The sequence below is a fragment of the Halorhodospira neutriphila genome (assembly GCF_016584055.1).
In the GTDB taxonomy this organism is placed as follows: Bacteria; Pseudomonadota; Gammaproteobacteria; order Nitrococcales; family Halorhodospiraceae; genus Halorhodospira; species Halorhodospira neutriphila.
This window is the reverse complement of sequence record NZ_NRSH01000027.1, coordinates 1-21,817: the sequence shown is the minus strand read 5'-3', so window position 1 is coordinate 21,817 and position 21,817 is coordinate 1. Positions and strand designations below refer to the sequence as shown.

The window sequence follows — 21,817 nt, the reverse complement described above, 5'->3', positions numbered from 1 at the left end:
CTCGGCCCCGTGCGCCTGGCGCGCCGGCCGGCGACCAACGCCGAGTGGCTCGCCTTCATGCACGCCGGCGGCTACGAGGAGCCGAGCCTCTGGGACGAGGCCGGCTGGCGGTGGCGGCGGCGCCACGGCGTGGTGCACCCGGCGACCTGGGCCTGCCACGCCGGCGGGCGCTACACCTGGCTAGGGCCGGAGGGACCGCAGCCCCTGGCGCCGCAGGCGCCGGTGACCGGGATCAGCCACCACGAGGCGCAGGCCTTCTCCCGCTGGGCGGGGGCGCGCCTGCCCACCGAGCCGGAGTGGGAGGCCGCCTGCCGGGGCGGGCTGCTCGACGGGGTCGGGGGCGCCTGGGAGTGGACCGCCACCCCGCTGCACCCCTATCCGGGGTTCCAGGCGTTCCCCTACGCCGGCTACTCGGTGCCGTGGTTCGACGGCGGGCACTGGGTCGCCCGCGGCGCCAGCCCGCTGACCGAGCCGAGCGTGCGCCGGCCGAGCTTCCGCAACTTCTTCGAGGCGCACGTGCGCCACTGCTTCGCCGGCGTCCGGCTGGCCTGGGAGGGCGGCTGATCAGCCGGCGCCGTACTGCGCCCGGTACGCCCGGATGGCCTCGATCGTCTCGCCCCGGCCGCCGTGCTCGGCCAGGTACGCCTCCAGGTGGTCGAGGGTGACGATCGGCACCACCGGGGCGTCGAGCAGCCGCTCCACCTCGCGCACGGCGGAGGCCTCGCCGCGGCCGCGCTCCTTGCGGTCCAGGGCGATGGCGACGGCGGCCACGGTCCCCCCCTCGGCGGCGATGAGCTCGGCGGCCTCGCGGATGGAGACGCCGGAGGAGATGACGTCGTCGACGATGACCGCCCGGCGGCCCTGGACCGGGGCGCCGACGATCCGCCCGCCCTCGCCGTGGTCCTTCACCTCCTTGCGGTCGAAGGCGTAGGGGACGTCGCGGCCGCGGCTCTCGGCGAGCGCCACGGCGAGGCCCGTGGCCAGCGGGATGCCCTTGTAGGCCGGGCCGAAGACGAGGTCGAAGTCGATCTGCGCCCGGGCGAGCGCCTCGGCGTAGCAGCGGCCGAGCTGGCTCAGCGCCCCGCCGCTGTTGAACAGCCCGGTGTTGAAGAAGTACGGGCTCGTGCGCCCCGACTTGAGCTGGAACTCGCCGAAGCGCAGCGCCCCGCGCTCGAGGGCGAAGCGGATGAAGGCTTCCTGGTAGTCGTGCATCAGCCGGTATTCCTCAGCCCCGCCGCGATGCCGTTGATCACCACCTGCAGGGCGCGGCGCAGGGCCTCGTCGTCGCGCAGGCGCGAGCGGCGCAGCAGCTCCACCTGCAGCATGTTCAGCGGGTCGACGTAGGGGTTGCGGATCTCCACGGCCCGGCGCACCACCGGGAAGTCGGCGAGCGGCGCCTCGTGGCCGGTGACGGTGAGCACCGCGTCGCGGGTGCGGCAGAAGCGCTCGCGCAGCTCCTCGCCGATGCCCTGGAGCTCCTCGGGCACCAGGGTGCGCTCGTAGAGCCGGGTCACCCCGGGCTCGCCCTTGGCGAGGACCATCTCGACCATGTCGAGCAGCGCCTCGAAGAAGGGCCACTGCTCGAACATCTCGCGCAGCTCGTCGGCCAGGCCCTCGTCGAGGGCCGCCTCCAGGGCCTCGCCGACGCCGAGCCAGGCCGGCAGCATGAGCCGGGTCTGCGTCCAGGCGAAGACCCACGGGATGGCCCGCAGGCTGTCGACGGTCATCTGCTCCGGGGCGCGCTTGGCCGGGCGGCTGCCGATGGTCAGCCGGGAGATCTCCTCGATGGGGGTGGCGGCCCGGAAGTACTCGATGAACTCGGGGCGCTCCTTGACGGTGTTGCGGTAGGCCGCCATGGCGCGCTCGTCGAGCCGGTCCATGATCTCCCGCCAGCGCTGGCGCGGCGGCGCCGGCGGCTTGACCGTCGCCTCGAGCACGGCGGTGGTGTAGAGCTCGAGGTTGCGCAGGGCGATCCCCGGCAGGCCGAACTTGGCCTGGATGACCTCGCCCTGCTCGGTCACCCGCAGGGTGCCGTCCACGGAGCCGGGCGGCTGGGCGAGGATCGCCGAGTGGGTGGGGCCGCCGCCGCGCCCGATGCTGCCGCCGCGGCCGTGGAAGAGGGTCAGGTCGATGCGCTCGCGCCGGGCCAGGGCGACGAGCCGCTCCTGGGCCTGGAAGAGGGTCCAGGCGGAGGTCAGGTGGCCGGCGTCCTTGGTCGAGTCGGAGTAGCCGATCATGATCTCCTGGCAGCCGCCGATGCGCTCGCGGTACCAGGGGTTGGCGAAGAGCGTCGCCATGGTCCGCTCGGCGCGCGCCAGGGTGTCGCGCGTCTCGAACAGCGGCACCACCCGCAGCGGGTGGCGCACGCCGCAGGCCTGCTGGAGCAGCTCGACGGCGAGGATGTCCGAGGGCTCGGCGGCGTGGGAGACGATGTACGCCCCGAGCGCCTCGGGGCCGAGCTCGTTGAAGGTGCGCAGCGTCTCGAGCAGCTCCTCGATCTCGCGCTCGGGGGCGAAGTCGTGGGGGATCAGGGGCCGGCGGCTGGCGAGCTCGGCGAGCAGCCAGCGCTGCCGGGTCTCCTCGTCCCAGGCGGCGTAGCTGCCGAGGCCGAGCTCCCGGGTGATGGCGTCCAGCGCCCGGGTGTGGTGCCCGGCGTGCTGGCGGATGTCCATGGGCATGAGGGTCAGCCCGAAGCAGCTCGCCCGGCGGATGGTGTCGAGCAGCTCGCCCTCGGCGACGGCCCCGGCGCCCACCCGCTGCAGCGAGTAGTAGCAGCGCAGCAGCGGCTGGCGCAGCTCCTCGATGTCGTGGAGGATCTCGCCCTCCGGGGGGTGCCCGCCCTGGAGCTTCGCCTCGGCCCAGCGCTGGGTCTGGCGCAGCCGCGCGCGGACGCGCTTGAGCACCACGCGGTACGGCTCCCACGCCTCGCCGCCGACCTCGGCGCGCAGGTCGTCGTCGCAGGCCTGCAGCGACAGCCCCGTGATCAGGCTCTGGATGTCCCGCTCGTAGAGGTAGGCGGCCATCCACCGGGCGAGCAGGGCGACGTCGCGGGTGACGCGGTGGGTGACGTAGGGGTTGCCGTCGCGGTCGCCGCCCATCCAGGTGCCGAAGGTGACGGGCGCGCAGTCGAGGGGCAGCCGCCGGCCGGTGTGCTCGCCCAGGGCGCGGTCGAGGTTGCGCAGGTAGCGCGGGATGGCGTTCCAGAGGGTCTGCTCGACCACCGCCAGGCCCCAGCGCGCCTCGTCCTGCGGGGTCGGGCGGCGGCGGCGGATCTCGTCGGTGTGCCAGGCGGCGGTGATCTCGCGCTTGAGCGCCTCGCGGATCTCCTCGGCCTCCGCCGCGCCGGCGCCGTAGCGGTCGCGGCGCTCGAGGAGGGTGGCGACGCGGTTGTACTTCTGCAGCATGGTGCGCCGCTGCACCTCGGTCGGGTGGGCGGTGAGCACCAGGTTGATGTCGAGCCCGCAGACCGCCTCGTAGACCTGCTCGGGGTCGAGCTCCCCGCACAGGCGGGGGAGGGCCTCGGCGAGGGAGCCGAAGAGCAGCTTGCCCTCCGGGGCGTAGGCCCACTCCTGGCTGTGCTGGACCCGGTAGTGCTGCTCGGCGACGTTGGCGAGGTTGAGGAACTGCGAGAAGGCCCGCGCCACCGGGATGACCTGCTCCGGCGGCAGCTGCGAGAGGAGGTTCTGGAGCGTCTCGGAGGCGCCCTCGTCGCCGGCGCGGGCGGCCTTGGCGAGGCCGCGCACGCGCTCGACGGTATCGAACAGCTCCTGGCCGCCCTGCTCGCGCAGCGTGGTGCCGAGCAGCTCGCCGAGCTCGCGGATCTCGTCACGCAGGGCGCCGTCGCCGCCGCCGCTCGTCGCTTCCATGTCCTCGCGCCCCGCTCGTGTCTCGCTGAGAATCGGGCTACTCCGGCAGGCCGAACTGCTCGACGCTGGCGAAGATGTCGGTATCGGAGATGATCCCGATGGGCCGGCCCTGGGTGTCGATGACGACCATGCGGCGGATGTTCTCCGAGCCCATCTGCTCGGCGCAGTCGAGCAGCGAGGTGTCCTCGGGCACGGTGATCAGCGGCCGGGTGGCGACCTCGGAGATGCGCACCTGCTTGGGCTGGCGGGTGGCGGAGACGACCCGGCTGATGACGTCGCGCTGGGTCATGATGCCCATGCCCTCCTCCTCGTCGGGGGCGGGCTGGACCACCACCGAGGAGATGCGCCGCTCGCGCATCAGGTGCATGGCGTCCTCGACGCTGGTGTCGCCGGACATGGTCACCAGGTTGGGGTTCATCAGGTCGGCGACGGTGTGCGGCACGCGCCCGGAGGCGACCATCTCCTCGAGGGGGGCGACGACGCGGCGCTGCTCGCGCGCCTGGCGCTCGGCCTCGATGGCCTCCTCGCGCTCGCGGCGGATGCGCTCGATGTCGATGGTCCCCTTCATCTGGTCGATCAGGGCGTCGGCGAACTGGCTGGTCCGGACCTCGGTGGCCCCCTCGAGGGCGCGGGCGAAGTCGTAGGTGACGATGCCGGCGCCGACGACCTTCTCGTAGGCCGCGGCGATGAGCTCGGCGGCCTCGTGCCAGCCGATGTGCTGCAGGAGCATGACCCCGGAGAAGAGCAGCGAGCCGGGGTTGACCTTGTCCTGGTTGGCGTACTTGGGCGCCGTGCCGTGGGTGGCCTCGAAGACCGCGACGTGGTCCGACATGTTCGCCCCGGGGGCGATGCCCACCCCGCCGACCTCCGCGGCGACGGCGTCGGAGAGGTAGTCGCCGTTGAGGTTCATGGTGGCGATGACGTCGAACTCCGTGGGCCGCAGCAGCATCAGCTGGAACATGATGTCCGCGATGCGGTCCTTGATGACGATCTTGCCCTCGGGGCGCTTGCCGCCGTAGGTGGCGTAGAGCTCCTCCTCGGTGATCGTCTGCTCGGGGAACTCCTCGCGGGCCAGCTCGTAGCCCCAGGTGCGGAAGGCCCCCTCGGTGTACTTCATGATGTTGCCCTTGTGCACCAGGGTCACGCTCTCGCGGTCGTGCTCGATGGCGTACTCGATGGCCTTGCGCACGAGGCGCTTGGTGCCCTCGGGGCTGATCGGCTTGACGCCGAGCCCGGCGTCGGCGAAGAAGTCCTCGCCCATCTGCTCGCGCAGGAAGGCGGCGAGCTTCTGGTTCTCGGCGCTGCCGGACTGGTACTCGATACCGGCGTAGACGTCCTCGGTGTTCTCGCGGAAGATGACGACGTCGACGTCCTCGGGGCGCTTGAGCGGCGAGGGGACGCCGGCGTAGTGGCGCACCGGGCGGACGCAGGCGTAGAGGTCGAGCTCCTGGCGCAGGGAGACGTTGAGCGAGCGGAAGCCGCCGCCGACCGGCGTGGTCAGCGGCCCCTTGATGGCGATGAGCAGGTCCTTGAGCGCCGCCTTGGTCTCCTCGGGGAAGTAGTCGCCGTCGTAGAGGGCGGCGGCCTTCTCGCCCATGAAGAGCTCGGTCCAGTGGATCCGGCGCCGGCCGCCGTAGGCCTGCTCGACGGCGGCATCCCAGACCCGCATGCAGGCGTGGTTGATGTCCGGGCCGATGCCGTCGCCCTCGATGTAGCCGATCAGGGGGTTGTCCGGGACGTAGAGGCGGCCGTTGCTGCCGACGGTGATCTTCTCACCGCCCTCGGGGTAGCGGATCTGCTGGGTCATCGCTGCTTCTCCTGAATTGACGCGCGAGCACAGGCGCCCGGCCCGGGACGGCGCACGGCCCGCGTTCCCGGTCCCCTCTCGCATCCGCGCTCCATTCTCGGCCACCCCGGGGGGCGGATCAAGGACGCGCCGGCTGCCCGGCGTCCGGGTGCGCCCAGCGCAGCAGGGCCACGGCGAGGCCGATGGCGGGCAGGCCCGCGGCGGCGGCGAGGGCGAAGAAGGCGCTCCAGCCGACCTGCTCGGCGACGAGCCCCGTGAAGCCGCCGAGCAGCTGCCCCGGCAGGGTCATCAGGGAGCTGAACAGCGCGTACTGCGTGGCGGTGTACGCCGTGTTGGTCAGGCTCGAGAGGTAGGCGATGAACACCGAGATGGCCATCCCGCCGGTGAGGTTGTCGGCGACGATGGCCGCCACCAGCCCGGCCATCTGCGGGCCGATGGCGGCCAGCCCGGAGAAGGTGAGGTTGGTCAGGGGGGCGAGCAGGGCCGTGGCGATGAGCATCCGGGCGAGGCCGAGGCGGCTGACCAGCGCCCCGCCGAGGGCGGCGCCGAGCAGGGTCACGGCGAGGCCGAAGGCGGCGGCGACGTTGGCGATCTCCCCCTTGGTGAAGCCCAGGTCGAGGTAGAAGGGGTTGGCCATGACCCCCATGACGATGTCGCTGATCCGGAAGGTGGCGACGAAGAGGAGGATCGCCACGGCCACGGGCAGGCCGAAGCGCCGGAAGAAGTCGGCGAAGGGGCAGACCACGGCGGCGACGAGCCAGGCGGCGAGGCCGCTGCGCGCCCCGCCCGGCAGGCGCGCGGCGGCCTCCGCCTCGAGCCGGTGGGTGGCCTCGCCGGGGCGGGCCTCGGGCTCGCGGACGGCGAGGCTGGTGGCGATGCCCACCCCCATGAGCAGCGCCATGGCGGCGTAGGAGAGGGTCCAGCTGCCCCAGGCGGCCAGGTGCAGCGCCCCGGCGCCGGCGGTGAGCAGGGCGACGCGGTAGCCGAAGACGTAGGTGGCGGCCATGGCCGCCTGGCGCGAGGGGCCGACGGCCTCGACGCGGTAGGCGTCGACGGCGACGTCCTGGGTCGCCGAGCCGAAGGCGGCGAGCACCGCCCAGAGCGCCACCAGCCAGAGCCGCTCGGTGGGGTCGGTGAGCGCGATCCCGGCCAGCGCCACCGCCACCACGCCCTGGGCGAGGAGCATCCACGAGCGCCGCCGGCCGAGCCAGCGCCCGAGCAGGGGCAGCGGCAGGCGGTCGACCAGCGGCGCCCAGAGGACCTTGATGCTGTGCGCCATGCCGACCCAGCTCAGGAAGCCGATGGCGCTGAGCTCGACGCCGAGGTCCTTGAGCCAGGCGGTGAAGGTGCCGCCGACGAGCAGCAGCGGCAGCCCGGCGGAGAAGCCGAGCAGGGCCATGCCCAGCACCCGCGGGTGGCGGTAGACGCGCCAGCCGGTGTACGCCGGCGCCGCCTCGGCCGCGGCGCTCAATGCGAGCCCCGGCGCTGCCGGGCCAGCCAGCGCCAGATGGTCCCGTCCGGGCGCTGCTCCCCGGTGACGAGGAAGCGCAGGGTGTTGCGGTGGTAGAGCGTCCAGTCGAGCTGGCGGCGCGCCTCGGAGGTGCCGCAGAGCAGGAGCCGGTCGCCGGCCTCCAGGGGGACGTGGAGGTTGGGCAGGGGGACCACCGCCTCGGGGCGCACGAGCAGCAGGGCGACGATGTTGAGCTCCGTGCCCTCGTCGTGGGGGTCGCCGAGGATGTGGGCGATGTGGACCTCGGTGCCCTCCTCCTGGATGGCCTGCACCGCCGGCGTGCGCTGCCCCGAGATCCGGATGGTCCAGATCTCCGGGACCACGCCGCCGCTGACCTCGCGGATGCGCCGGGCGACCGCCGCGTGCCAGCTGCGGTCGTGGCCGCGGGCGATGCGCAGGAACTCCGGCAGCAGCGGCGCGGTGATCAGGCTCAGCATGCGCGTGGCGATGATGTAGCTCGGCTCCGCCGGCAGGTGCAGCTGCGCCGCCTTGAACAGCGGCCGGTGGGCCATCTGGTTCTCGCGGGCGGCGAGGTAGATCTCGGGGGCGATGTCCCGGGCCGTCATCACGATGGAGAGGTTGTCGGCGTCGTCGTCGGTGCCGGCGAGCACCCCGGCGGCGTCCTCGATCCCGGCCTGGCGGAGGGTGACCGCCTCGGTGCCCTTGCCGTGGATCGTCCCCTCCGGGGCCCGGGCGGTCTCCGGGGTCTGCTCGATGACCGTGTAGGGGACGCCGATCTTGTCGAGGCGCTGGCAGACGGCCTTGCCGAAGCGCCCGTAGCCGCAGATCAGCCATCGCCCGTCCGGCGGCCGCGGCGGCTCGAACAGCGGCGTGTTGGGCATGCCCGAGAGCCACTCGTAGACGCGGTGCATCTCCGGCTTGCGGATGGCCAGCGCCAGCCGGTCGGCGAAGGACTCGAAGGGGGCGACGACGTGGTCGGTGCCGAAGGAGGCCATGTTGTCGGCGCTCGAGCGGTTCTCGGCGCGGCAGATCACCCGCAGCTCGGGGCGCAGGAGCTTGACGGTGATGGCCACCTGCAGGTTGGTGTGGTCGTCGTCGGTGGCCGCCAGGACCCCCTCGCAGAGGGGGTGGTCGAGCCCGGCGGCGCGCAGGTTCTCGGTGCGGCTGGCGTCGGCCTGCCAGCCGGGGACGAACAGCCGCAGGTCGCGGGTCCACAGGTCGGCGATGCGCTCGCCCTCGATGTCGAGCACGCTCGCCTCCCAGCCGCGCTCGGTCAGCGAGCGCACCAGCATGGAGCCGGTGTCGCCGCAGCCGCAGACGATCCAGAACGGGTCCGCCAGGCGCTGGACCCGGCGGCGGAAGCGCCCGGCCTCCACCGTGCGCCGGAAGACCGGGTCCTGGAAGAGCGCAAGCAGGGTCATGAAGGCGTAGAACCAGGCGATCACCGGCAGGTAGATGGCCGGCAGGAAGGCGAGGCGCTGGGCGAGGGTGAACTCGTGGGGGATCTCGCCGAAGCCGATGGTCGGCGCCGTGAAGGTGATGAAGTAGAAGGCGTCGAGGAAGTTCATCCGCCACGCCTCGCCGCTGGGCAGCTCCCCGGAGACGGCCATGAGGTTGACCATGCTGACGGCGTAGCTGCCGATGAGCGCCAGCAGCGGGCTGCGCATGCGGCGCAGCACGATGTAGAAGGCGGCGCTGTACATGGGCTGGCTCCCTCGCGGCCCGCTAGCGGTGGATCTTGACGGTCTCGATGATCAGCAGCGTCACCGAGACGACGTTGGCCACCAGGGCGCCGCTGGCCAGGGAGACGATGCTCGCCATGACCATCTCGGTCAGCCCCGTGTCGATGGCGTAGACCGCCACGCCCCAGACGATCGCCGCGGTGATCAGCTGCAGGTCGGCGACGAGGCTGGCGGCGAGGAGGATGGCGCCGATCTGGGTGCGCTCGCCGAACTTGAGCACCGTCGCCACCATGTTGACCACGATGGCCGCGAACAGCTCCCAGGAGGCGTGGTGGGCGGGGTTGTCCAGCTCGCCCATGACGAAGCCGAAGTTCAGCGTCAGGGCGAGGAGGATGAAGAAGCCGAAGACAACCTTCTCGAGATTCATGCGTCCCTCTTGATCCTTAGCAGCGGCCGCGGGAGGCCAGCCGGTCGGCGGCGTGGGTCGGCTCGGGGAGCCGGTAGCGGGTGCAGCAGGCCAGCACCCACTCGCAGGCGGTATCGCAGTCTAGGCGGTGGCCGGGGGAGACGTACAGCGGCCGCACCCCGGTGCGGGTGCGCAGCACCGTGCCGAGGCGCTCGGCGCCGTCGAGCAGCGGGGCCCGGGCGCCGCGCTCCCGGCCGACGGGCCCGTGCTCGCCGACCAGGCGCGACTTCGCCGCGCCGATGGTGGGCAGCCCCGTCAGGACGCCGAGGTGGGCGGCGATGCCGAGCCGCCGGGGGTGGGCGATCCCCTGGCCGTCGCAGAGGATCAGCTCCGGCGGTGCGCTGAGCGCCGCCAGGGCGTCGAGCACCGCCGGCAGCTCGCGGAAGGACAGCAGCCCGGGGATGTAGGGCATCTCCACCCCGCGGTAGACGCAGTGCGATTCCTCGAGGCGTAGCCCCGGCCAGCTGAGGCAGGTGACCGCCGCGCAGGCGGTGGCGCCGCCGTCGCGGAAGCCCACGTCCATGCCGGCGATGCGCCGCACCTCGCCGAGCTCGTCGGCGAGCCGGACCCGGCGGCGCAGCGCCTCCTGGATGGCGGCCCCCTCGCGGGCGTCGACCCGCCAGGGGTGGGGCACCTCGACAGTGCGTGACACGGCGACTCCTCCGCCGCCCCGGTTGGCTGCCCAGCGACCCTAGCGGGCCCGGCCCGCGCTGGCAAGCCGGCGGGCCGCCGCGCTCACGGGCAGGGGTTGGGGTTGGCCGCGTGGATCGCCTCGATGCCTTCGCGGACCGGCTCGCTGAGGCGCAGGTCCGCGGCCGCCAGGTCCGCCGTGAGCTGCTCGCGCGTCGTGGCGCCGATGATGGCGCTGGTGCAGAAGGGCCGCTCGGCGGCGAAGGCGATGGCCATCTGCACCGGGTCGAGGCCGTGGCGGCGCGCCAGCTCGATGTACTCGGCCGTGGCCGCCTGGCCGCGCTCGCCGGTGTAGCGCGTGAAGCGCTCGAAGAGGGTCAGCCTCGCCCCCGCCGGGCGCTGGCCCTCCAGGTACTTGCCGCTGAGCACCCCGAAGGCCAGCGGCGAGTAGGCGAGCAGCCCACACCCCTCGTGCCGGCTGACCTCGGCGAGGCCCACCTCGTAGGAGCGGTTAAGCAGGCTGTAGGGGTTCTGGATGGCGGCGATCCGCGGCAGGCCGAGCCGCTCGGCCTCGGCGATGAAGCGCATGGCCCCCCACGGCGTCTCGTTGGACAGGCCGATGGCCCGCACCCGGCCGTCCTCGACCAGCTCGGCCAGCGCCTCCAGGGTGCGGCGGATGCGGTCGCGCTCATCGGCCTCGGCCGGCGCCTCGGGCCACGGGTAGTCGAGCCGGCCGAAGCAGTTCGTCGGCCGCTCCGGCCAGTGGAGCTGGTAGAGGTCGACGTACTCCGTCTGCAGCCGGCGCAGGGAGCCCTCCAGGGCCTCGCGCAGCTGCCCCGGGGTGTAGGCCCGCTCCCCGGCGTTGACGCTCTCCAGCCCCGGGCCGGCGACCTTCGTCGCCACCACCAGGTCCTCGCGGCGCGGCTGCCGGGCCAGCCAGGTGCCGAGGTAGCGCTCGGTGCGCCCGGCCGTCTCGCCGCGCGGCGGGACGGGGTACATCTCCGCGGTGTCGATGAAGTTGACGCCGCGCTCGACGGCGAGGTCGAGCTGGTCGTGGGCCTGCGCCTCGGTGTTCTGCTCGCCCCAGGTCATCGTCCCGAGGCACAGGGCGCTGACGCGCAGGCCGGTGTCGCCGAGATTGCGGTACTCCATAGCGGACCTCGCTGTGCTGTCCTGAAGAGTGGTGCTGCCGCGCTAGCCGGGGGTGCCGCGCCGGCCTGCCCGCTGCCCGGGGCAGCATAGGCCAGGGTGAGCCGCGGCGCCGGCAAGTCAAGCTCGAGGCAGCGGCGCCGAGCGGTTAGGCTGGAGCCGTCAAGCGAAGAGGAGAGCACGTTGAAGATCGCCTCGTGGAACGTCAACTCGCTCAAGGTCCGCCTGCCGCAGGTCAAGGCCTGGCTCGCCGAGCAGGCCCCGGAGGTCCTCGCCCTGCAGGAGACCAAGGTGCCGGACGACCAGTTCCCCCTGACGGCGCTGCAGGAGGCGGGCTACACGGCCTGCTACTCCGGCCAGAAGACGTACAACGGGGTCGCCGTCCTCGCCCGCAGCGAGCCGGGCGAGGTCGCCACCGAGATCCCGAGCTTCGCCGACAGCCAGCGCCGCGTGCTCGCCTGCACCGTCGGCGGGGTCCGGGTGGTGAACCTCTACGTCCCCAACGGCCAGGAGGTCGGCTCCGAGAAGTACGACTACAAGCTGCGCTGGCTGGAGGCGCTGCGGCGCTGGCTCGCCGAGGAGCTCGCCGCCCACGAGCGCCTGGTGGTGGTGGGCGACTTCAATATCGCCCCGGAGCCGGCGGACGTCCACGACCCGGCGGAGTGGGCGGGCAAGGTCCTGTTCAGCGAGCCGGAGCGCGAGGCGCTGGGGCGCCTCCGGGAGCTGGGGCTGGCCGACACCTTCCGCCTGTTCGAGCAGCCGGCCGAGCGCTTCTCCTGGTGGGACTACCGGGTCAACAGCTTCAAGCGCAACCGCGGCCTGCGCATCGACCTGATCCTGGCCAGCCGTGCCCTGGCGCAGCGGTGCACGGCCAGCGGCGTGGACCTCGAGCCCCGGCGCTGGGAGCGGCCCTCGGACCACGCCCCGGCCTTCGCCGAGTTCTCGCTGTAGGGGCCGCGGAGGGAGCCGCCATGCCGTACCGCGACCTGCGCGCCTTCATCGCGGACCTGGAGCGCCGGGGCGAGCTCCGGCGGATCGAGCACCCGGTCGACCCCCACCTGGAGATGACCGAGGTCTGCGACCGGACCCTGCGCGCCGGCGGACCGGCGCTGCTCTTCGAGCGCCCCAAGGGCTACGCGACGCCGGTGCTCGGCAACCTCTTCGGCACGCCCCGGCGTGTCGCCCTCGGCATGGGGGCCGACTCGGTGGCGGCGCTGGGCGAGATCGGCGAGCTGCTCGCCTTCCTGCGCCAGCCGGAGCCGCCCAAGGGCATGCGCGACGCCTGGCACCAGCTGCCGGCCTTCCGCAAGGTCCTCGACATGGCGCCGCGGACCGTGCGCCGGGCGCCGTGCCAGGAGGTGGTGCTCGAGGGCGACGAGGTGGACCTGTCGCGCTGGCCGATCCAGACCTGCTGGCCCGGCGACGCCGGGCCGCTGATCACCTGGGCGCTGGTGATCACCCAGGGGCCGGAGCAGGAGCGGCAGAACCTGGGCATCTACCGCCAGCAGGTCATCGGCCCCAACCGGGTGATCATGCGCTGGCTCGCCCACCGCGGCGGGGCGCTGGACTTCGCCGCCCACCAGCGCTGCCACCCGGGCGAGCCCTTCCCCGTGGCGGTGGCCCTCGGCGCCGACCCGGCGACCCTGCTCGGCGCCGTGACCCCGGTCCCGGACAGCCTCTCCGAGTACGCCTTCGCCGGGCTGCTGCGCGGCGCGAAGACCGAGCTGGCGGCGTGCAAGGGCTCCGCGCTGCAGGTGCCGGCCACCGCCGAGGTGGTCCTCGAGGGGCATATCCACCCGGGCGACGTGGCCGAGGAGGGGCCCTTCGCCGACCACACCGGCTACTACAACGAGGTGGAGACCTTCCCGGTGCTCACCATCGACCGGATCACCCACCGCCGCGAGCCGATCTACCACTCCACCTACACGGGCCGCCCGCCGGACGAGCCGGCCGTGCTCGGCGAGGCGCTCAACGAGGTCTTCGTCCCCATCCTGCGCAAGCAGTTCCCGGAGATCGCGGACTTCTACCTGCCGCCGGAGGGCTGCTCCTACCGCCTCGCCGTGGTCACCATCCGCAAGGCCTACCCCGGCCACGCCAAGCGGGTGATGCTCGGGGTCTGGTCGTTCCTGCGGCAGTTCATGTACACCAAGTTCATCGTGGTCACCGACGACGACATCGACGCCCGGGACTGGCAGGCGGTGGTCTGGGCGCTGACGACCCGCAGCGACCCGCGCCGGGACGCCACCTTCGTCGACAACAGCCCCATCGACTACCTCGACTTCGCCTCGCCGGTGACGGGGCTGGGCTCCAAGCTCGGCCTCGACGCCACCCACAAGTGGCCGGGGGAGACCGACCGCCGCTGGGGCGAGCCGGTGGCCATGGACGCCGAGACCCGGCGCCGGGTCGACGCCTACTGGGCGCAGCTGGGGCTCGACCTCTAGGCGCCTTGTCGCGGTATCATCGGCCGAAACCCTGGGAGCGAGCCCGATGAGCCACACGGTCCGATTCAGCGACGGCACCGAGCTGCAGGCCGAGCCCGGCGAGGCGGTCCTCGACGCCGCCCTGCGCCGCGGCGTGACGCTGCCCTACGGCTGCCGCAACGGCGTCTGCGGCAGCTGCAAGGCCCGGCTGCTCGACGGCGAGATCGCCTACCCGGAGGGGCAGCCCAAGGCCCTCGACGCCCAGGAGCGCGCCGCCGGCTACGCGCTCCTCTGCCAGGCCTCGGCGCGCAGCGACCTGCGCATCGACCTGCGCCCGGGCGCCTACGGCGGGCTCGAGCCGCGCACGCTGACCGCCACGGTGGCGGCCATCGAGGAGCCGGGCCCCCGGGTCCGCCGCCTCCTCCTCGAGCCGGACGAGGCGCAGCGGCTGCCGTTCCACGCCGGGCAGTACGTCGAGATCCTCCTCGACGACGGCGAGCGGCGCGCCTTCTCGCTGGCCAACCCGCCCCACGACGACCGGTACCTGGAGCTGCACGTCCGCTACATCCCCGGCGGGCGCTTCACCGAGCACGTCTTCGGCGGCCTGCGCGTCGGCGAGCGGCTGCGCCTCGAGGGGCCCCTCGGCCAGTTCTACCTGCGCGAGGACGCCCGGCGCCCGGTCCTGCTCGTCGGCGGCGGCACCGGCTTCGCCCCCCTGAAGGCGATCCTCGAGCACGCCCTCGCCGCCGGCGACGAGCGCGCCTTCGAGCTCTACTGGGGCGCGCGGGAGGGCGCCGAGCTCTACATGGGCGGCTGGGCCGAGGCGCAGGCGCGGGCCCACCCGGGCCTGCGCTACACGCCGGTGCTCTCCGGGCCCCGCCCCGAGGAGCCGGGCCGGCGGGGCTGGGTCCACGAGGCGGTGGTCGCCGACCACCCCGACCTCTCGGGCTACGACGTCTACATGAGCGGCCCGCCGCCGATGATCGAGGCGGCCAAGGCGGCCTTCCTCGAGCACGGGCTCGACCCGGAGCGGCTGTTCTACGACGCCTTCCGCTTCAGCCACGAGTGATCACGCAGGGCAGGGGGGCGCAGTGGCAGCGACGGCGGCGGAGAAGGAGCGCGCGATGAGCGCCGATGCGGCGAGCCGGCAGGCCTACCGCTGGGCGGTGGACCGGGCCTACCAGGAGGCGGCGCTGCCGGGGGTCTCCCGGACCTTCGCCCTGACCATCCCGGAGCTGCCGGCGGCCCTGCGCGATACGGTCACCAACGCCTACCTCCTCTGCCGGGTCGCGGACACGGTGGAGGACCACTCGCAGCTCGACGCCGAGGCCAAGCACGACCTGCTCCTCGAGCTCGCCCGGGTCCTGCGCGGCGAGGCCGACGCCGCCCGGCTCGCCGGGGAGATGGAGCGCGCCCTGGACGTCGGCACGCCGCTGGCCGAGCGCGACCTGGTGGTCTCCCTGCAGCGGGTGGTGGCGGTCACCCACGGCCTGCCCGAGGCCCACCGGGATTCGGTTACCCGCTGCGTGGCGATCATGGGCGAGGGCATGGCCCGCTACCAGCGCCTGAAGTCGCCGGCCGGCCTCGCCGACCGCGAGCACTTCGAGGCCTACTGCTACTACGTCGCCGGGGTGGTCGGCGAGATGCTCACCGAGCTCTTCGCCGCCGAGGTCGAGGGGCTCGAGGCGCGCCGCGAGGAGATGATGGACCTCGGCCGGCGCTTCGGCCTCGGCCTGCAGGCGACCAACGTCCTCAAGGACGTCTGGGCCGACCGCGAGCGGGGGCTGTGCTGGCTGCCGCGGGACGTCTTCGCCGAGGCCGGGTGCGATCTCGAGCCGGGGGCGGACTGGAGCGCCGAGCCCGCCTTCCGCCAGGGGGTGCTGCGCATGATCGGCATCGCCACCGAGCACATGGAGGCGGCGCGCGCCTACATCCTCCGCGTGCCGCCGAGCGAGCCGGGGATCCGGCGCTTCTGCGCCTGGGCGGCGACGATGTCGCTGGCCACCCTGCGCCGGATCCAGCGCCGGCCGGGCTTCACCTCGGCCGAGGAGGTCAAGATCTCCCGGCGCCAGGTGCGCCGGCTCGCCGGGTTGAGCAGCTACGCCGCCTCCCGCGACCCGGCGATGCGCCTGGTGCTCGCCTGGAGCGGCCGGGGCCTGCCGCGGCCGCTGGTGCGCTCGGGCGCCTAGCCGGCCTCGGCGGGGCTAGCCGAGCTCGGCGAGCAGCCTGTCGATGAGCCGCTGCGCCGAGCTGCGGTACATCCCGCCGAAGAGGTTGAAGTGGTTGAGCACGTGGTAGAGCTGGTAGAGCTCGCGCCGGGTGCGGTAGCCGGCCTCCCGCGGCCAGACGGCGTCGTAGCCCTCGTGGAAGGGCGCCGGGAAGCCGCCGAAGAGCTCGGCCATGGCCAGGTCCGTCTCCCGGTCGCCGTAGTAGGTGGCCGGGTCGTAGATCACCGGGGCGCCGTCGCCGGCGAAGGCGGCGTTGCCGCCCCACAGGTCGCCGTGGAGCAGCGAGGGGGCCGGCCGGTGGCCGGCGAGCAGATCCGCCAGGCCCTCGGCGAGGCGCTCCCCGGCGTCGATCAGCCGCCGCCCGCCGCCGCGCTGCTCGGCGAGGCGCAGCTGGTGGCGCAGCCGGTGCTCGCGGAAGAAGGCGGCCCAGTCGCCGGTCCACGGGTTGGGCTGCGCGGTGGCGCCGATGTAGTTGTCGCGGTGCCAGCCGTGGGCGCCCGCCGTGACCCCGTGGAGGGCGGCGAGGCCCTCGCCGAGGCGGCGGAAGCCGGCGTCGCCGCCCCGCCCGGCGAGGTCGAGGTGCTCGAGGACGAGGAAGGCGCGGCCGCCGTGCTCGCCGCGGGCGACGGGGCGGGGGACGCGCAGGGCCTCGGCCCCGGCGAGCTCCTCGAGGGCGAGCGCCTCGGTCTCGAACAGCCCGGCGCTGGCGGCGTCGTTGAGCTTGACGAAGTAGCGCCGCGCGCCGTCGTCGAGGGTCCAGGCGTCGTTGATGCAGCCGCCGCCGGCGCCGCCGCGCCGGGCGGGGCCGAAGGGGGTGCCGGTGGCTTCGCCGATGGCGGTCTCGATGGCCTGCTGTAGCGCCATGGTTCTGCTCCTGGGTGTTGCTCGGCTCAGGGCGCGTGATCGCGGGCGCGCAGGGGGCTGCGCCGCGGGAAGTGCGACCTGAGGAACTCCATCTGGTCGGCGAGGATGCGCCGGCCCTGCAGGTAGACGTACTCGGCGTGGGTCGGCGTGAAGGGCACGGCGAGCAGCTGCAGGCCGGCGCGCTCGGGGGTGCGGTCCCCCTTGTGGTTGTTGCAGCGCTTGCAGGCGCTGACCACGTTGTTCCAGGTGTCTGCGCCGCCCCGGCTGACGGGGGTGACGTGGTCCCGGGAGAGCTCGGCGCTGCGGAAGCGCTTGCCGCAGTACAGGCACAGGTGGGCGTCGCGGCGGAAGAGCGTGGGGTTGTTCAGCGGCGGCGTGTAGCCGGCGTGCCCCTTGAGCGAGGCCTGCCGGGTGCCCTCGGTGGCGATGATGGAGTTGAGCTCGATGACCGAGCGCCGCCCGGTTGCCGAGTTGAAGCCGCCGCGGACGCGGTAGAGCGTGCTGCCGCAGGCGTAGGCGACCTGCTCGAGGTAGTAGTAGCGCACCGCCTCCTCGTAGCCGATCCACTCGAGCGGCATCCCGGAGACGTCGGTGCGCAGGATCCGGTGCTCAAACACAGCCCACCCCCTTTAGCCAGGGCTAACCCACTTATAGCGGCTCGGCGCCCCCGCTGGCAAGCATTCGCCCATTACCATACGGCGACACCCCGGTGTAAGCCTTCACACCCCCGGGGCGATTCGCTAGGATCGGCGCGTTATGCCGCAAACAGGGGAACCAACCATGGCCATCAAGGTTGCCGTGCCGAAGGAGACCCGGCCCGGCGAACGGCGGGTGGCGCTCGTCCCCGGCGTTCTCAAGCAGTTCGGCAAGCTCGGGGTGGAGCTGCTGCTCGAGAAGGGGGCCGGGAAGGGCGCCGGCTTCGACGACGCCGCCTACGAGGCCGGCGGGGTGCGCATCGCCGGCTCCCGCGAGGAGCTGCTCAAGGAGGCCGACGTGCTGCTCAGCGTCCAGCCGATCTCGGCCGAGGACGCCGGCAAGCTCAAGGCCGGGGCGGTGGCGATCAGCTTCATGACGCCCCACGAGGGCGACGAGCGCATCGAGGCGCTGCGCCAGGGCAAGGTGACGGCCTTCGCCATGGAGCTGGTGCCGCGCATCACCCGCGCCCAGTCCATCGACGCGCTCTCCTCCCAGGCCGCCGCCGCCGGCTACAAGGCGGCCGTGATCGCCGCCGAGCGCGCGCCGCGCTTCTTCCCCATGCTCACCACCGCCGCCGGCACCATCCGCCCGGCGCGGGCCGTGGTGGTCGGCGCCGGCGTCGCCGGGCTGCAGGCCATCGCCACCTGCCGGCGCCTCGGCGCGCAGGTCGAGGGCTACGACGTGCGCCCGGAGACCAAGGAGCAGGTCGAGTCCCTCGGCGCCAAGTTCATCGACACCGGCGTCTCGGCGACGGGCGAGGGCGGCTACGCCCGCGAGCTCACCGACGAGGAGAAGCAGCAGCAGGCGGAGGTCCTCGCCGACCACATCGCCAACGCCCACGTGGTGGTCACCACCGCGGCCATCCCCGGCCGGCCGGCGCCGAAGATCATCGACAAGGCCACCGTCGAGCGCATGCAGGGCGGCACGGTGATCGTCGACATGGCCGCCGAGACCGGCGGCAACTGCGCGCTCACCAAGCCCGGCAAGGACGTCGACCACAAGGGCGTGCTGGTGGTCGGCCCGCAGAACCTGCCGGCGAGCGTGGCCGTGCACACCAGCGAGATGTACGCCAAGAACCTCTACAATCTCCTGTCGCTGATGGTCGCCGAGGGTCAGCTGAGCCTGGACTGGGACGATCAGGTCATCGCCGAGACCTGCCTGACCCACGACGGCGAGATCCGGCACGCCCCGACCCGGGAGCGCCTGCAAGGAGGTCAATCATGATCGAGGTCAGCGGGTTTGTCGCCCTGTACGTCTTCATGCTCGCGGCGGTGGCCGGCTACGAGGTCATCACGCGGGTGCCGGTCATCCTGCACACGCCGCTGATGTCCGGCTCCAACTTCATCCACGGGATCGTGGTCGTCGGCGCCATGGTCTCCCTGGGGGTCGCCGAGACGCCCCTCGAGCAGCTCATCGGCTTCGTCGCCGTGCTCCTCGGCGCCGCCAACGCCGTGGGCGGCTACGTGGTAACCGAGCGGATGCTCGAGATGTTCAAGCGCAGTAAGAAGGAGGACGGCTAGTCATGGGCCTGTTGGTACAGCTCTCCTACTTCCTCGCCGCCGTTCTCTTCATCCTCGGCCTCAAGGCCATGAGCTCGCCGGTGACCGCCCGCAAGGGCGTCATGTGGGCCGGCGTCGGCATGGTCCTGGCCGTCGTGGCGACCCTCTTCCACCCGTACATCGAGGGGGTGACCAACCTCGTCCTGATCGCCGTGGCCATCGCCATCGGCGGCGCCTTCGCCTGGTACACGGCGAAGCGGGTGCAGATGACCGAGATGCCGCAGATGGTCGCCGTCTACAACGGCCTCGGCGGCGGCGCCGCGGCCGGGATCGCGGCCGTCTCCCTGCTCAAGGGCACCCACGGCGAGGACGGCACCTCGGTGGCCGCCGCCCTGGGCGGCGACGTGGCGACCCTGGCGCTGCTCGGCGGGGTGATCGGCTCCGTGGCCTTCTCCGGGTCGATGGTCGCCTGGGCCAAGCTCGACGAGCGGCTCAAGCGCTCGACGCTGGTGGAGAACCACCAGTACTGGAACATCGGCCTGGCGGCGCTGACCGCGCTGCTGGCGATCTGGGCCTTCAACACCGGCTTCGGCCTGCCGATCCTGCTCTTCTTCGCCGCCGCCCTGGCGCTCGGCGTCTTCATCACCGTGCCCATCGGCGGCGCCGACATGCCGGTGGTGATCTCCCTGTTCAACGCCCTGACCGGCCTGGCCGTCGGCTTCAAGGGGTACGTCCTCGGCAACCTGGCGCTGGTGATCGCCGGCACGGTGGTCGGCGCCTCGGGCATGCTGCTGACCTTCCTCATGGCCAAGGCGATGAACCGCTCGCTGGCCAACATCCTGTTCAGCGGCTTCGGCGCGGCCCCGGCGGCGGGCGAGTCCGAGGCCGAGGGCGAGATGAAGGAGGTCGGCCCCGAGGACGCCGCCTACATGATGGGCTACGCCGACCGCGTCATCGTCGTCCCGGGCTACGGCCTGGCGGTGGCGCAGGCGCAGCACAAGCTCTGGGAGATGATCGAGCTCCTCCAGCGCCTCGACGTCGACGTCAAGTTCGCCATCCACCCGGTGGCCGGGCGCATGCCGGGGCACATGAACGTCCTGCTCGCCGAGGCGGGGGTGCCCTACGATCTGATCTACGATATGGAGGAGATCAACGAGGAGTTCGAGGGCACCGACGTGGTGCTGATCATCGGCGCCAACGACGTGGTCAACCCGGCGGCGCGCGAGGACGAGGGCAGCCCGATCTACGGCATGCCCATCCTCAACGTCGACTACGCCGAGAACGTCCTCGTCGTCAAGCGCGGCCGCGGCGCCGGCTTCTCGGGCGTCGAGAACAAGCTCTTCTTCCGCGACAACACCCGGATGGTCTTCGGCGACGCCCAGAAGGTGGTCGCCGAGATGGTCCAGACCGTCAAGGGGATCTAGCAGAGCCGGGCGGCTGCCCGTCCGGCGGGAGGCGAACGCGTGGACGATGCGCAGCGGCTGTGGCGCTTCGCCGAGGACGTCTACCAGCGTCCGGGGGTCGAGCCCGCCTGCCTGAAGCTGCAGGCGCGCTACGGCCTCTCGCTGAGCCTCCTGTTCGCGGCCGTCTGGAGCGGCCTCGAGGGGCGCGGCCGCCTCGGCGTCTCCAACGCCGAGGCGGCCATCCGCCGGGGCCAGGAGTGGGATCGCGAGGTCATCGACCCCCTCCGCGCCCTGCGGCGCCACCTCAAGCTCCACCCGCCGCGGGACCTGGCCGAGGAGACCCACCACCTCCGCAAGCGCCTGATCGACGCCGAGCTCCACGCCGAGGCGCTCGAGCAGGAGCTCTTCCTGCGCGACCTCCCCACCGACCTGCCCGCCTCGCCCGAGGGCGAGCGCTGGCGCGACGCCGCCTGGAACGCCGGCGTCGTCGTGCGCCGCAAGTGCCCGACCTGCGACCCGGAGGCGGTCGCGGCCATCGCGCAGGTCCTCGCCGAGGCGTGCGCGGAGCTCGACCCCGGGGTCGTGGCTGAGGAGGTCCAGCGGGCGTGGCCTTGAGCGGCTGGCGGGCCTGCGCCGCCCCGGCGGCGGTGTGCTGCCGGCTGAAGGCGTGATGGCCGTAGCCCGTGACCGTCGCCGAGCCCGCGATCGCCATCCTCCTCCTGTGCCTGCTGGTGCTCACCAGCGCTGTGCCGTGGGCCTACACCGTGGGGAACAGCGGCTGTGCCTCCCGGTCTCGATTATCGCCGAGGCCTAGCAGCCGGCCATCAGCCGCCGATAGGCGTGGTTGATCCGCTGCAGGGTCGCGGTGTCGCCGCCCCGGTCGGGGTGGTGGCGCATGACCAGGCGCCGGTAGCTGCGCCGGATCTCGGCGGCGCTCGCCCCGGCCTCGAGGCCGAGCACCGCCAGGGCCTCGTCCTGGCCGCCCTGGCCGGCGGCGGCGATGCGGCGCAGCCCGTCGGCGATCATCCGCTCGACGGCCGCGGCGTCCATGCCCTCGAGGTTGGCCGGGTCGAGGTAGTACGCGGCCAGGCCGTCGTGCTCGCCGAGGGCGCCCGGCTCGCCGGGCGGCGCCGCGGCGGGCTGCAGGCGGATGCCGAGGCAGTGGATCTCGAGGTCGAGCCCCTCCTCGGCGAGCCGCGGCCGGAGCCGGTAGAGGGCGTGGAAGAGCAGGAAGTGCGCCCGGAACAGCGCCTCCGGGTCCTGCCGGCTCGGGCGGTCGAACAGCGACAGCCCCTCGGCGGCGAGCCGCTCCATGAGCGTGAGCTCGCTCACCCCTTCCGGGTGGCGGCGCAGGATCGGCTCGGCGGCGGCCTGCAGGGTAGCGACGGCCTCTTCGATCTCCATGCCTGACGACTCTAGCGGCCAGCGCCCCGACGGTCATCCCCGCGCCTGCGGCGCGTCGGGGCTGATCCTGCACGTGGCGGTGCCGCGGCCCCTGCACGGGGGCCTGGACTACCGGCCGCCGCCCGGCCCCCTGCCGGCGGAGCCGGTGGGCTGCCGGGTGGCTGTCCCCCTCGGCCGGGGGCGGGCGGTCGGGGTCGTGGTGGCGACCCGCCACGGCTCCGAGGTGGCGGGT

Annotated in this window: 21 protein-coding genes and 1 pseudogene; 10 read left to right on the top strand and 12 right to left on the bottom strand. The window is 73.2% G+C overall.

Annotated features, from left to right (window positions below; genetic code table 11):
- Positions 1 to 564, top strand: a 564-nt coding sequence (locus CKO13_RS04000; RefSeq protein WP_200257029.1) for an SUMF1/EgtB/PvdO family nonheme iron enzyme, incomplete at its 5' end; no start/stop codon positions are given.
- Here CKO13_RS04000 and pyrE read toward each other — a convergent pair.
- From pyrE to CKO13_RS03960, 9 genes and pseudogenes are all read right to left on the bottom strand, one after another.
- Positions 565 to 1,212, bottom strand: coding sequence for an orotate phosphoribosyltransferase (pyrE, locus tag CKO13_RS03995; protein WP_200257022.1), 648 nt, complete (start codon positions 1,210 to 1,212; stop codon positions 565 to 567).
- Positions 1,212 to 3,866: a phosphoenolpyruvate carboxylase gene (gene ppc, locus CKO13_RS03990; RefSeq protein ID WP_200257020.1), complete on the bottom strand. Its 2,655-nt coding sequence runs from the start codon at positions 3,864 to 3,866 to the stop codon at positions 1,212 to 1,214. Before ppc ends, pyrE begins: the two co-directional genes overlap by 1 nt.
- A gap of 37 nt (positions 3,867 to 3,903) precedes the next feature.
- Positions 3,904 to 4,284, bottom strand: a complete 381-nt coding sequence (locus tag CKO13_RS12595) for a CBS domain-containing protein (protein WP_274600649.1) — start codon at positions 4,282 to 4,284, stop codon at positions 3,904 to 3,906.
- A 147-nt stretch (positions 4,285 to 4,431) separates the two neighbouring features.
- Positions 4,432 to 5,673: pseudogene (gene icd, locus CKO13_RS03985) on the bottom strand (NADP-dependent isocitrate dehydrogenase); the annotation flags it as partial.
- A 118-nt stretch (positions 5,674 to 5,791) separates the two neighbouring features.
- Positions 5,792 to 7,144, bottom strand: a complete 1,353-nt coding sequence (locus CKO13_RS03980) for an AmpG family muropeptide MFS transporter (protein WP_420827054.1) — start codon at positions 7,142 to 7,144, stop codon at positions 5,792 to 5,794.
- Positions 7,141 to 8,847, bottom strand: coding sequence for a potassium channel family protein (locus CKO13_RS03975; protein WP_200257016.1), 1,707 nt, complete (start codon positions 8,845 to 8,847; stop codon positions 7,141 to 7,143). The genes CKO13_RS03980 and CKO13_RS03975 overlap by 4 nt, the downstream gene beginning before the upstream one ends.
- A gap of 22 nt (positions 8,848 to 8,869) precedes the next feature.
- Complete coding sequence (locus CKO13_RS03970; RefSeq protein WP_200257009.1) at positions 8,870 to 9,253, bottom strand: DUF6394 family protein; 384 nt, start codon at positions 9,251 to 9,253, stop codon at positions 8,870 to 8,872.
- 16 nt (positions 9,254 to 9,269) lie between these two features.
- Positions 9,270 to 9,944 (bottom strand): deoxyribonuclease V, encoded by a 675-nt coding sequence (gene nfi / locus CKO13_RS03965; protein WP_338034573.1) that lies wholly within the window; start codon positions 9,942 to 9,944, stop codon positions 9,270 to 9,272.
- Between the two features lie 83 nt (positions 9,945 to 10,027).
- On the bottom strand, positions 10,028 to 11,074 hold the full coding sequence (locus CKO13_RS03960) for an NADP(H)-dependent aldo-keto reductase (RefSeq protein ID WP_200257008.1): 1,047 nt from the start codon (positions 11,072 to 11,074) through the stop codon (positions 10,028 to 10,030).
- 180 nt (positions 11,075 to 11,254) lie between these two features.
- On the opposite strand from CKO13_RS03960, the gene xth reads away from it, so the two are divergent.
- Genes xth through CKO13_RS03940 form a run of 4 tightly spaced genes read left to right on the top strand, consistent with a single transcriptional unit; the run spans position 11,255 to position 15,680 of the window.
- Entirely contained in the window at positions 11,255 to 12,022 is a 768-nt protein-coding gene (gene xth, locus CKO13_RS03955; RefSeq protein ID WP_200257003.1) for an exodeoxyribonuclease III, read from the top strand.
- 20 nt (positions 12,023 to 12,042) lie between these two features.
- On the top strand, positions 12,043 to 13,512 hold the full coding sequence (gene ubiD / locus CKO13_RS03950; protein ID WP_200257001.1) for a 4-hydroxy-3-polyprenylbenzoate decarboxylase: 1,470 nt from the start codon (positions 12,043 to 12,045) through the stop codon (positions 13,510 to 13,512).
- A gap of 46 nt (positions 13,513 to 13,558) precedes the next feature.
- The gene (locus CKO13_RS03945; RefSeq protein ID WP_200256998.1) at positions 13,559 to 14,560 is read left to right on the top strand and encodes a 2Fe-2S iron-sulfur cluster-binding protein; all 1,002 of its coding nucleotides are present in this window, start codon (positions 13,559 to 13,561) and stop codon (positions 14,558 to 14,560) included.
- Between the two features lie 55 nt (positions 14,561 to 14,615).
- Positions 14,616 to 15,680 carry a phytoene/squalene synthase family protein gene (locus CKO13_RS03940; RefSeq protein WP_200256996.1) on the top strand — a complete coding sequence of 355 codons (1,065 nt, stop codon included), beginning with the start codon at positions 14,616 to 14,618 and terminating at the stop codon, positions 15,678 to 15,680.
- 15 nt (positions 15,681 to 15,695) lie between these two features.
- Here the strand turns inward: CKO13_RS03940 and CKO13_RS03935 are convergent, their stop codons facing one another.
- Together CKO13_RS03935 and CKO13_RS03930 are read right to left on the bottom strand one after the other, a co-directional pair.
- On the bottom strand, positions 15,696 to 16,583 hold the full coding sequence (locus CKO13_RS03935; protein ID WP_200256994.1) for a fructosamine kinase family protein: 888 nt from the start codon (positions 16,581 to 16,583) through the stop codon (positions 15,696 to 15,698).
- Positions 16,584 to 16,609: 26 nt separating this feature from the next.
- Positions 16,610 to 17,161 (bottom strand): HNH endonuclease, encoded by a 552-nt coding sequence (locus CKO13_RS03930; RefSeq protein WP_200257031.1) that lies wholly within the window; start codon positions 17,159 to 17,161, stop codon positions 16,610 to 16,612.
- A gap of 202 nt (positions 17,162 to 17,363) precedes the next feature.
- On the opposite strand from CKO13_RS03930, the gene CKO13_RS03925 reads away from it, so the two are divergent.
- The 4 genes from CKO13_RS03925 to CKO13_RS03910 are packed head-to-tail and all read left to right on the top strand — an operon-like array spanning position 17,364 to position 20,796.
- Positions 17,364 to 18,503: an NAD(P) transhydrogenase subunit alpha gene (locus CKO13_RS03925; RefSeq protein ID WP_200256992.1), complete on the top strand. Its 1,140-nt coding sequence runs from the start codon at positions 17,364 to 17,366 to the stop codon at positions 18,501 to 18,503.
- Positions 18,500 to 18,799: an NAD(P) transhydrogenase subunit alpha part 2 gene (locus tag CKO13_RS03920; protein WP_207132078.1), complete on the top strand. Its 300-nt coding sequence runs from the start codon at positions 18,500 to 18,502 to the stop codon at positions 18,797 to 18,799. Before CKO13_RS03925 ends, CKO13_RS03920 begins: the two co-directional genes overlap by 4 nt.
- 2 nt (positions 18,800 to 18,801) lie before the next feature.
- Positions 18,802 to 20,202: an NAD(P)(+) transhydrogenase (Re/Si-specific) subunit beta gene (locus tag CKO13_RS03915; protein ID WP_200256990.1), complete on the top strand. Its 1,401-nt coding sequence runs from the start codon at positions 18,802 to 18,804 to the stop codon at positions 20,200 to 20,202.
- 39 nt (positions 20,203 to 20,241) lie between these two features.
- The gene (locus CKO13_RS03910) at positions 20,242 to 20,796 is read left to right on the top strand and encodes a TIGR02444 family protein (RefSeq protein WP_200256988.1); all 555 of its coding nucleotides are present in this window, start codon (positions 20,242 to 20,244) and stop codon (positions 20,794 to 20,796) included.
- Positions 20,797 to 20,991: 195 nt separating this feature from the next.
- Here CKO13_RS03910 and CKO13_RS03905 read toward each other — a convergent pair whose 3' ends face one another.
- Positions 20,992 to 21,585 carry a DNA-J related domain-containing protein gene (locus CKO13_RS03905; RefSeq protein WP_200256986.1) on the bottom strand — a complete coding sequence of 198 codons (594 nt, stop codon included), beginning with the start codon at positions 21,583 to 21,585 and terminating at the stop codon, positions 20,992 to 20,994.
- Here CKO13_RS03905 and CKO13_RS03900 point away from each other — a divergent pair.
- Positions 21,584 to 21,817 (top strand): primosomal protein N' family DNA-binding protein (locus CKO13_RS03900; protein ID WP_200256979.1); only part of this gene is annotated, 234 nt, incomplete at its 3' end. The genes CKO13_RS03905 and CKO13_RS03900 overlap by 2 nt on opposite strands.

Excerpts from the sequence above, each read along its gene's own strand:
- pyrE (WP_200257022.1), bottom strand. The coding sequence starts at position 1,212 with ATGCACGACTACCAGGAAGCCTTCATCCGCTTCGCCCTCGAGCGCGGG.
- ppc (WP_200257020.1), bottom strand. The coding sequence starts at position 3,866 with ATGGAAGCGACGAGCGGCGGCGGCGACGGCGCCCTGCGTGACGAGATC.
- CKO13_RS12595 (WP_274600649.1), bottom strand. The coding sequence starts at position 4,284 with ATGAACCCCAACCTGGTGACCATGTCCGGCGACACCAGCGTCGAGGAC.
- CKO13_RS03975 (WP_200257016.1), bottom strand. The coding sequence starts at position 8,847 with ATGTACAGCGCCGCCTTCTACATCGTGCTGCGCCGCATGCGCAGCCCG.
- CKO13_RS03970 (WP_200257009.1), bottom strand. The coding sequence starts at position 9,253 with ATGAATCTCGAGAAGGTTGTCTTCGGCTTCTTCATCCTCCTCGCCCTG.
- CKO13_RS03960 (WP_200257008.1), bottom strand. The coding sequence starts at position 11,074 with ATGGAGTACCGCAATCTCGGCGACACCGGCCTGCGCGTCAGCGCCCTG.
- ubiD (WP_200257001.1), top strand. The coding sequence starts at position 12,043 with ATGCCGTACCGCGACCTGCGCGCCTTCATCGCGGACCTGGAGCGCCGG.
- CKO13_RS03945 (WP_200256998.1), top strand. The coding sequence starts at position 13,559 with ATGAGCCACACGGTCCGATTCAGCGACGGCACCGAGCTGCAGGCCGAG.
- CKO13_RS03940 (WP_200256996.1), top strand. The coding sequence starts at position 14,616 with ATGAGCGCCGATGCGGCGAGCCGGCAGGCCTACCGCTGGGCGGTGGAC.
- CKO13_RS03935 (WP_200256994.1), bottom strand. The coding sequence starts at position 16,583 with ATGGCGCTACAGCAGGCCATCGAGACCGCCATCGGCGAAGCCACCGGC.
- CKO13_RS03930 (WP_200257031.1), bottom strand. The coding sequence starts at position 17,161 with ATGCCGCTCGAGTGGATCGGCTACGAGGAGGCGGTGCGCTACTACTAC.
- CKO13_RS03925 (WP_200256992.1), top strand. The coding sequence starts at position 17,364 with ATGGCCATCAAGGTTGCCGTGCCGAAGGAGACCCGGCCCGGCGAACGG.
- CKO13_RS03920 (WP_207132078.1), top strand. The coding sequence starts at position 18,500 with ATGATCGAGGTCAGCGGGTTTGTCGCCCTGTACGTCTTCATGCTCGCG.
- CKO13_RS03915 (WP_200256990.1), top strand. The coding sequence starts at position 18,802 with ATGGGCCTGTTGGTACAGCTCTCCTACTTCCTCGCCGCCGTTCTCTTC.
- CKO13_RS03905 (WP_200256986.1), bottom strand. The coding sequence starts at position 21,585 with ATGGAGATCGAAGAGGCCGTCGCTACCCTGCAGGCCGCCGCCGAGCCG.